This is a genomic window from Phycisphaerae bacterium (assembly GCA_012729815.1).
Taxonomy (GTDB): domain Bacteria; phylum Planctomycetota; class Phycisphaerae; order JAAYCJ01; family JAAYCJ01; genus JAAYCJ01.
The window spans coordinates 48,339-56,258 of the sequence record JAAYCJ010000016.1; the positions used below are offsets into that span (position 1 = coordinate 48,339).

Consider the following 7,920-nt stretch of genomic DNA (forward strand, 5'->3'; position numbering starts at 1 on the left):
CTATAACTATCCGGCAGCCAAGGAGTTACTGATCTGTGACCCATCTTCTACTGCGCCAGGACGGGCAGGATTTCCATGAGGAAGGGATCGAGGGGTTTTTCGTCGCGCCGGGACCACGTCTGTTCAAGGGGGGTGGCGACGGGTTTTCCGGCGATTTCGCCCACCATGACGCCGGTCTGGCCCTCGGCGGCGAGCTGGACGGCGTAGGCCCCGAGCTTGCTGGCCAGGATTCGGTCGCGGGCGGTGGGCGATCCGCCGCGTTGGATGTAGCCGAGGATGGCGACGCGGTACTCGTGGCGGCCGAGTTGTTCGAGTTTTTCGGCGATCTCGTGGACGGCCCCGGCTTTTCCGCGTTCGGAGACGACGACGATTCCGGTGCGTTTGCCGCGGGCGAGGCCCGCTTCGAGCAGATCGGCGATCTGTTGGAGGGATTCGCCGCTCTCGGGCAGAACGACATATTCGGCCCCTCCGGCGACGGTCACGTCAAGGGCGATGAAGCCCGCCCATCGGCCCATGACCTCGACGAGGAAGAAGCGGTCGTGGGATTCGGCGGTGTCGCGGATGCGGTCGATGGACTCGAGGGCGGTGTTAATGGCGGTGTCGTAGCCGATGGTGTAGTCGGTGCCGAACAGGTCGTTGTCGATGGTACCGGGAACGCCGATGATCTGGCCCGGCCAGAATCGGGACAGGGCGGCCAGGCCGTGGAAGGTGCCGTCGCCGCCAATGCCGATCAGGGCGGAGACGTTGCGGCGGGCCAGGTTCGCTGCCCCCTTCTTCTGACCCTCGTCGGTCATGAACTCTTTGGAGCGGGCGGTATGGAGGATAGTTCCTCCCCGCTGGATGATGTTGGAGACCGATCGGGAGTCCATTGGCCGGAGGTTGTCATCAATGAGGCCCTGATAGCCGCGGATGACGCCGTGAACCTCGTAGCCACTCGCAATGGCCATTCGGACGACCGCACGGATGGCAGCGTTCATGCCGGGTGCGTCGCCGCCGCTGGTGAAGACCGCAATGGATTTGTTCATAATTAAGTCTCGCTGATATCCTTGAGGGGCAGGCGGAGGAATCTTCGGTTTATGGATGTAAATCGCTTGAATGGTAGTCAGAATTATCACACGGATCAACAGCATTTCGCGGATCAGGCCCCCGCACGTCCTTGCCGTCACATGAAGGCTCGGTACAATGGAGCCTTGGGATGTGGCGGAGCGAGCTTCTGGAGCATCACAGATGATGAGCAAAAACCGGATGCGCCGGGCCTATTATGCGGTGTGTGCACTTGCGGCTGTGGGGGTTATAAGTTCCTGTGATTCGTATCCCTTCGGCCCGCCGGCATGGAATGTGGTGACGCTGGACGAGGCGGCGGGCACGGCGAGCGTTTCCTATTCGCCCGAAGACGGCGAGCTGCGGGTCTCCGGCGACGCGGCGATCCTCGACCAGGTGGCGGTGGGCAGCGTGATCGCCAGCGGTCCGCGCCCGGGCATGCCGGATGGGATGCTGGCCCTGGTGACGGCGGTGGATCAGGAGGGCGGAACGACGGTGCTTCAAACCGAGTCCGTCCGATTGGCCAGCGTGGTGGGCAGCGGCGTTCTGGAGGTGAGCAAGGATTTGACGGGCGACGATCTGGCCTCGGAGCCTCGGATGGGTGAAGGGGCGACGCTGGCGGAGGCGGAGGGCGAGGCGGCGTTCGTCCTGGAGTTGGCCGACGTGGTACTCCACGACCAGGACGGGCTGGCGGAGACGACGGACGACCGGGTAACGGTCAGCGGAACGGTGGCGATCAGTCCGGCCTTTGACCTGAGGGTGGTGTTTTCGTGGCTGACGGCGACGGAGGTGACATTCGTCAATCGCACCGCGTTGGAGACTTCGCTGAGCGTACGGTCCGGGGCGTCGGCGAACGGGCCGGCGGCGGAGACGGTCATCGCGGAACTGTCGTTTGCGCCGATCACGGAATACGTGGACGGGATTCCGGTGGTCCTTCGGCCGGTGCTGGTGGTGTCGGTGAACGTGGACGGGCAGGTGCGCGTGGGGTTCGAGGCGGCTTCGGATCAGCGGGTGACCTATACGGCGGGGATCAGCTATTTGAACGGCAAATGGCGGCCGTTGAGCGATTACCAGACCGAATACAACGCGACCGCGCCGCGGGCGTCGGAGGCGTCGGAGACGGACCTGACGGTCAGGCCGGAGCTTGGCGTGCTGCTCTATGGGCGGCAGACCTTCGGTTCGAAGGTCAAGGGGCAGAGCCAGTGGACGGTGATGCCGGAGGGGTTGCCGTGGTGGCGGATGTACGGGCGGCTGGCGGCGGAGTTGGCGTTCGATCCGGGGCGTTTGTGCGCAAATCTGGGTGAGTACTCGTCGGAGGTGATCTCGCACCGTCGGCTGGCCGGCGAGTCGGATGGAGTGACGACGGCGCCGTTCTTCAGTCCGCTGGCGCAGGAGTTTTCGGGTGTTCTGGAGGTCGGGATCGGCTGCGGGACACCGGGCGCGAAGATCTATTACACGACCGACGGCAGTGCGCCGAGCGTTGAATCCGAGCTGTACGTGGAGCCGCTGCGGATCGAGCGGACGACGACGATCATGGCGATGGCGGTGCGGACGGGGCTGAGCGCCAGCGAGGTGGCGGAGGCGACGTACACGCGGGCGACGGTGGCGATGCCGGCGCTGGAGCCGCCGAGCGCGGAGGATTTCGTGGCGCCGCTCGCGGTGACGATCCGGTGTGCGACGGAGGGGGCGGAGATCCGGTATGCCCTGGATGCGAGCGAACCGACGGAGGCCAGCACGCTGTACGAAGGGCCGTTTGACCTTACATATAGCGCGACGGTCAAGGCCCGGGCGTTCAAGGCGGGTATGACGCCCAGCGGAACCGTTTTAGGCGTGTACAGCCGCGCGCAGGTCGCGACGCCGGTGTTCAACCCGCCGGACGGAACCCAATTCGCGGGCAGCACGAGCGTCGCGATCAGCACCGGCACGCCCGAGGCGAGAATCTACTACAGCCTCGACGGGAGCGATCCGGACGAGGGCGATATCGCCTACAGCGGTCCGGTGGTGTTGACGCAGACGGCGACGATCAGAGCTCGGGCGTACGCGGCGGGCATGACGCCCAGCCCGATCGGCACGGCGAGCTTCGCCAACATCAAGGTGGCGACGCCGACGATCAACCCGAACGGCGGCACGCACAGCCAGAGCGTGCAGGTGACTCTCGCGTGCGGCACGACGGGGTCGGAAATCCGGTATACGATAGACGGTAGCGAGCCAACTACGGGGTCAACGCTGTATGCGGGGCCGTTCGTTCTGTCGACGAGCGGCACGCTGAAAGCCAAGGCGTTCGCACCGGACATGGCGGCCAGCGATACCGCGTCGGCGACGTTCGCGTTTACGGGATTGGAATCGTGCGATATCACCGAGAGTGAGAGTAACGACACGATGGCGGAGGCGAATCCGCTTGGCTTCTGCGACGGAATGGGCACGGCGGCGGGCGCGGTGACGTCCGAGACGGACCTGAAGGACTACTACGCGATCGAGCTTGAGGCGGGCGACGAGGTGAGCGTGTGGATTTCGGCTGAGCCGGTGGCGGCGGCGAGCGCGGGCAGGGCGGAGGTGATCGGCTCGTACGAAATGATGGTCTCGCTGGTGGACGCGGGCAATTCGCTGATGGCGGTCAGGCCGTTCAACTACGCGGTGACGCCGCCTCAGGGCTCGTTCGGCACGATCGCGGTTCAGAGCGGGACACACTACGTGCTGGTGGAGCCGGGGCCGGGGTGGACGCCCGCGACGTACAACCTGACCGTGATGCGGAGCCCGCGGGCAATCGCGGAGATCGAGCCGAACGACGATGCGAGCCAGGCCCAGACGATCGAGGGAGTCGGCGGCTATGCGATTGAGTTAGTCGGGCGGATCAACGCGGAGACGGATGGCGCTGACTGCTTCCAATTCGACCTGCCGACCGGGCTCGTGGAGATCAGCATATTGCGGCTGCGGGGCGATTTTACGGCATCGGGCTCGGAGGGCGCGTATGCGATCGCGCTCCATGATTTGAACGATTCGATGACGGCGGCGGCCGGTTTAACGACGGGCGCGACCGAGACGTCTTTTGTGACCGATGGGCAATCGGGGCATTATACGCTGAAGGTGCACGCCTCGGCGGGCGCGGGCGACTACCTGGTGAGGATCGCGCCAACCGCGTCGTTGTGGACCTATGACGAGCCGGTCTCGTCGTGTACGGAAGGGATCGCGGTGTCGGGAGGGTACGTCTATACCGGCGGGTATGTCTGCCACGGTGAGACGCCGACAGATTTCCTGGCCCTCAAGTACGACTTGAACGGGACGCCGGTGTGGGACGTGACGTGGGGAGGAGATGCGACGGACGGGGCGTACGGGATCGCGGTGCGAGGATCGGACGTGTACCTGGCGGGCTCCACCTATTCGTACGTGGTCGGGTCTCCGGACGAGTCGAACAGCGACGCGGTGGTGGTCCACTGGAGCAACGTGGGCGCGCTGGACACAAGCCAATCGGAGGAAGGGTACTGGAGCCGGTTCTGCGGGGAATCGGAATACTTCGGCGTGGAGGAGGCCCGGGACGTGGCGGTGGACGAGGCGGGCGAAGTATACACCGTCGGCTACACCCTGGACGATGGCGACAACATGTGGTTCTACGTCGAGAAGTGCGACACGGGCGATAACGACTCGTGGGTGGTGGAGATCGGGAGCGATGCCACCGGGGAGGACTGTCTCGGGTACGGCCTGTGCCTGGGCGACTCGCGAATCTACGCGACGGGCTGCTTCACAAGCATGGTCAGCACGGGCGACAAGCAGTTGGTGCTGTGGCAGTTGGACGCCGATGGAACGTGGGGTTGGGACGCGTTTTGGGGCAGCGCGAGCGCCGACGAGGTGGGCCGCGACGTGGCGGTGGTCGGGTCGGACCTCTACGTGGTCGGGACGTTCACCGCCATGGAGTCGCCGACGGGCAGCGCGGTGCTGGTGGTCAAGTTCAGCGACGACGGCGAGACATACAGCGAAGTCGGCTCGGCGACGTTCGACGGGCCGGGCGACGATGAGGGATGGGGTATCGTGGTGGACGGCGGATTCGTGTACGTAACGGGCACGGTGACGCTGGACGGGCAGACCAACGCCCTGCTGCTGACCTACGATACGAATCTGAACCTGCTGACCAGTTCGTGTTCGGGCGGGATGGCGCCGGACGCTGCGTATGACGCGGCCTGTTCGGGCGGATCGCTGTACATGACGGGGCAGATGAACGGGCGGGCGTTCGTCAGGAAGGTGGCCGACCCGGTCCCGTGACGAGCGGGGCGACGCCGAGCCTCGAGCGGACCAGGCGCCGGGTGCGCCGACGGTCGAGCCAGTTGATCGGGCCGACCGCCACCAGGTGACAGCCGTCGGGAGTGAAGGTCGAGCGGGCGACCCTCACGAGTTGATCCATTGACAGATCTTCGATCTGGCGTAGTTCGTCCTGGAGGGAGAGTATCCGGTCGGGCGGCAGCAGGAGGGTCTGTTTGCCGTACCAGGCGGCGGTTTCGGCGGGGTCGTCGTGGGCGATTTCGAGGCCGCAGCGGAGTTTTTCGCGGCAAACGGCAAGCTCCTGCTCATCGGCTGGACGCTCGACGAATTCATCGACCACGTTGAGGATCTCATCGAGGGTGGCCACGTAGTTGGACCGGCTGACCGTGGTGTCGATCTGCAGCCAACCGAAATGGGAGCCTGTGACCAGACCGCTGGAGATGTCGTAGACCAGGCCGAGCTCTTCGCGGATGCGGGTGAAGAGGCGCGAACTGGTGCCGGCGCCGAGAAACTCGGAGAGCGCAGCGTAGGCGGCGTAGTCGGGATGATCGAACGAGACGGCCCGCCAGGCCAGGGCGACGGTGAGCATCGGAGAGTCCTGGCGGCGAAAGACGACTTCGGGACCGGGCCGGGGGTTTTCCGCGGCTTGGGGCTCGGCGGGCCGGCCGGCGGGCATGGGCTCGAACTCGTTGGCGATCTTGGCGGCGACAGCATCCGGCTCGAACCCCCCTGCCGCCACCAGGACGGTGTTGCCGGCGGTGAAGAATTGCTTCCAGTAGTTCCGGACCATGTCGCGGTCGAACTGGCCGATGTTGGCGGCGGTGCCGACGAGGGAAACGTCCTGCTCCCTGGAGCGGGTCAGTAGATTGTAGAGCAGTTCATCGACCGAGAGGTTGCGCTGGGCGCGGTCGTGGAACTGGGCCCGTTCTTCGAGGACGATCTTCTTTTCGTGCTCGATCTCATCGAGTTCGAAGCGCGGCCGCTGGAGCAGTTCGGCCAGGATCTCGATGGCCTGGCCGGCATACTTGCGGTGGACGGCGAGGGCGAAGTAGGCGTACTCGGGCGAGGTTGAGGCGGCGATCTGGCCGGTGATCCGGTCGGCCGCCCGGGTGATGTCCTCGCTGGTCGGGTACTTCTGCGAGCCCTGGAAGAGCATATGCTCGATGAAGTGGCTGATGCCGGTGTGGGCCAAGGGTTCGAACCGCGGTCCCATCGCCACGTAGGCCCCGATGGTGAAATAGTGAAGCCGGTCGTCCGGGACGGCGACAATCCGCAGCCCGTTGGGCAAGACGGCCTGAGTGTAGTCCTGCTTGTTTTCCATTAAAACTTTTCTCTGGAACCTCGTTTGCCGATCCCATATAAAGGATAGGAGGCAAGTTGAGGAGCACGCCATGAAAAGGACGTTTTGGTTGCCCGTACTTGTCGGGGTGATTATAGCTTTTCCATTCGCCAGTGCCAGCGCGCAGATCGATCCGAACACCATTCTTTCGAACCTGCCATCGGACCTTCAGGGCCAGATCGAGGCGCTGCTGGGCGGGACGGACCTGAGCAGCCTGTTGGGCGAAGCGGACGAGGGCGACGAGGCGGCTGAGGTCACGGAGTTGCCGTCGCCGTGCGAGTCGATCGACCGGGTGCGGGCGAACAATCCGGGCCGGTTGCTCCAGCCGTCGCGGACGCGGGTCTCGCGGATCGTCAACGGGGCGCGGTCGTGCAACTTCAACTACGGGTTTGACGAGATCGTGGTGCCCGAGGACGAGCCGAGCTTCGGAGAGCGGATCTGCCGCGTGTTCCTCAATGCACTGGTGATCGCGTTCCAGAACATCTTTGACGACGACATCATTCCCGATCCCAACGGCACGGCGGCGTACGCATTCGACCGGGCGTGGGGCACGCAGGGAACGGGCAACGGCCAATTCGACCTGCCGGACGGCATTGCCATTGACGCGGCCAATGACGTTTACGTCGCCGACACCCAGAACAACCGTATCCAGAGGTTCAGCGACACCGGCGAGCTTCGGTCGGAATGGGGCGTCGAAGGCAGCGACGAGGGCGAGTTCCTCCAGCCGCGCGGCGTGGCCGTCGATTCAGCGGGCGAGATCTACGTGGCGGACACGCAGAACAACCGCATTCAGGTGTTCGACGAGGAAGGGACGTTTTTGCGGGAATGGGGAACAGCGGGCGAGGCGGAAGGCGAGTTCCTGCGGCCGCAGGGCATTGCGATCGACGCCGACGACAACGTGTACGTGGCGGACACGGAGAACGATCGGGTCCAGGTATTCACCAGCGAGGGGGATTTCGTCCGCGGCTGGGGAACGCTGGGCGACGGCGACGGCGAGTTGTTCCGGCCCCAGGGAATCGCGGTGGACGATGCGGGCAACGTCTTTGTGGCCGATACGGAGAACGACCGGGTCCAGCGGTTTGCCACGAGCGGCGAGTTCGTGGAGGTGATCGGCGAACGCGGGACGGGCAACGGGCAGTTCATCCAGCCGGAAGGCGTCGCAGTCGATACCGCTGGGAATATCTTCGTGACGGATTCGGGCAACAACCGCGTCCAGCGGCTCACGCGGGCGGGCGCCTTCCTGACGACCTTCGGCAGCCAGGGCACGGCCAACGGGCAGTTCCGTCAGC

Annotated in this window: 4 protein-coding genes; 2 read left to right on the plus strand and 2 right to left on the minus strand. The window is 65.0% G+C overall.

What is annotated here, in order from left to right:
* Positions 1-47 precede the first annotated feature (47 nt).
* Positions 48-1,025: a 6-phosphofructokinase gene (pfkA, locus tag GXY33_01330; GenBank protein ID NLX03764.1), complete on the minus strand. Its 978-nt coding sequence runs from the start codon at positions 1,023-1,025 to the stop codon at positions 48-50.
* 202 nt (positions 1,026-1,227) lie between these two features.
* Here pfkA and GXY33_01335 point away from each other — a divergent pair, with 202 nt between their 5' ends.
* On the plus strand, positions 1,228-5,295 hold the full coding sequence (locus tag GXY33_01335; protein NLX03765.1) for a hypothetical protein: 4,068 nt from the start codon (positions 1,228-1,230) through the stop codon (positions 5,293-5,295).
* On the opposite strand, the gene GXY33_01340 is transcribed toward GXY33_01335, so the two are convergent.
* Positions 5,267-6,613: an insulinase family protein gene (locus GXY33_01340; GenBank protein ID NLX03766.1), complete on the minus strand. Its 1,347-nt coding sequence runs from the start codon at positions 6,611-6,613 to the stop codon at positions 5,267-5,269. The genes GXY33_01335 and GXY33_01340 overlap by 29 nt on opposite strands.
* A 70-nt stretch (positions 6,614-6,683) precedes the next feature.
* Between GXY33_01340 and GXY33_01345 the strand changes: the two genes are divergently transcribed.
* Positions 6,684-7,920 (plus strand): 6-bladed beta-propeller (locus tag GXY33_01345; GenBank protein NLX03767.1); only part of this gene is annotated, 1,237 nt, incomplete at its 3' end.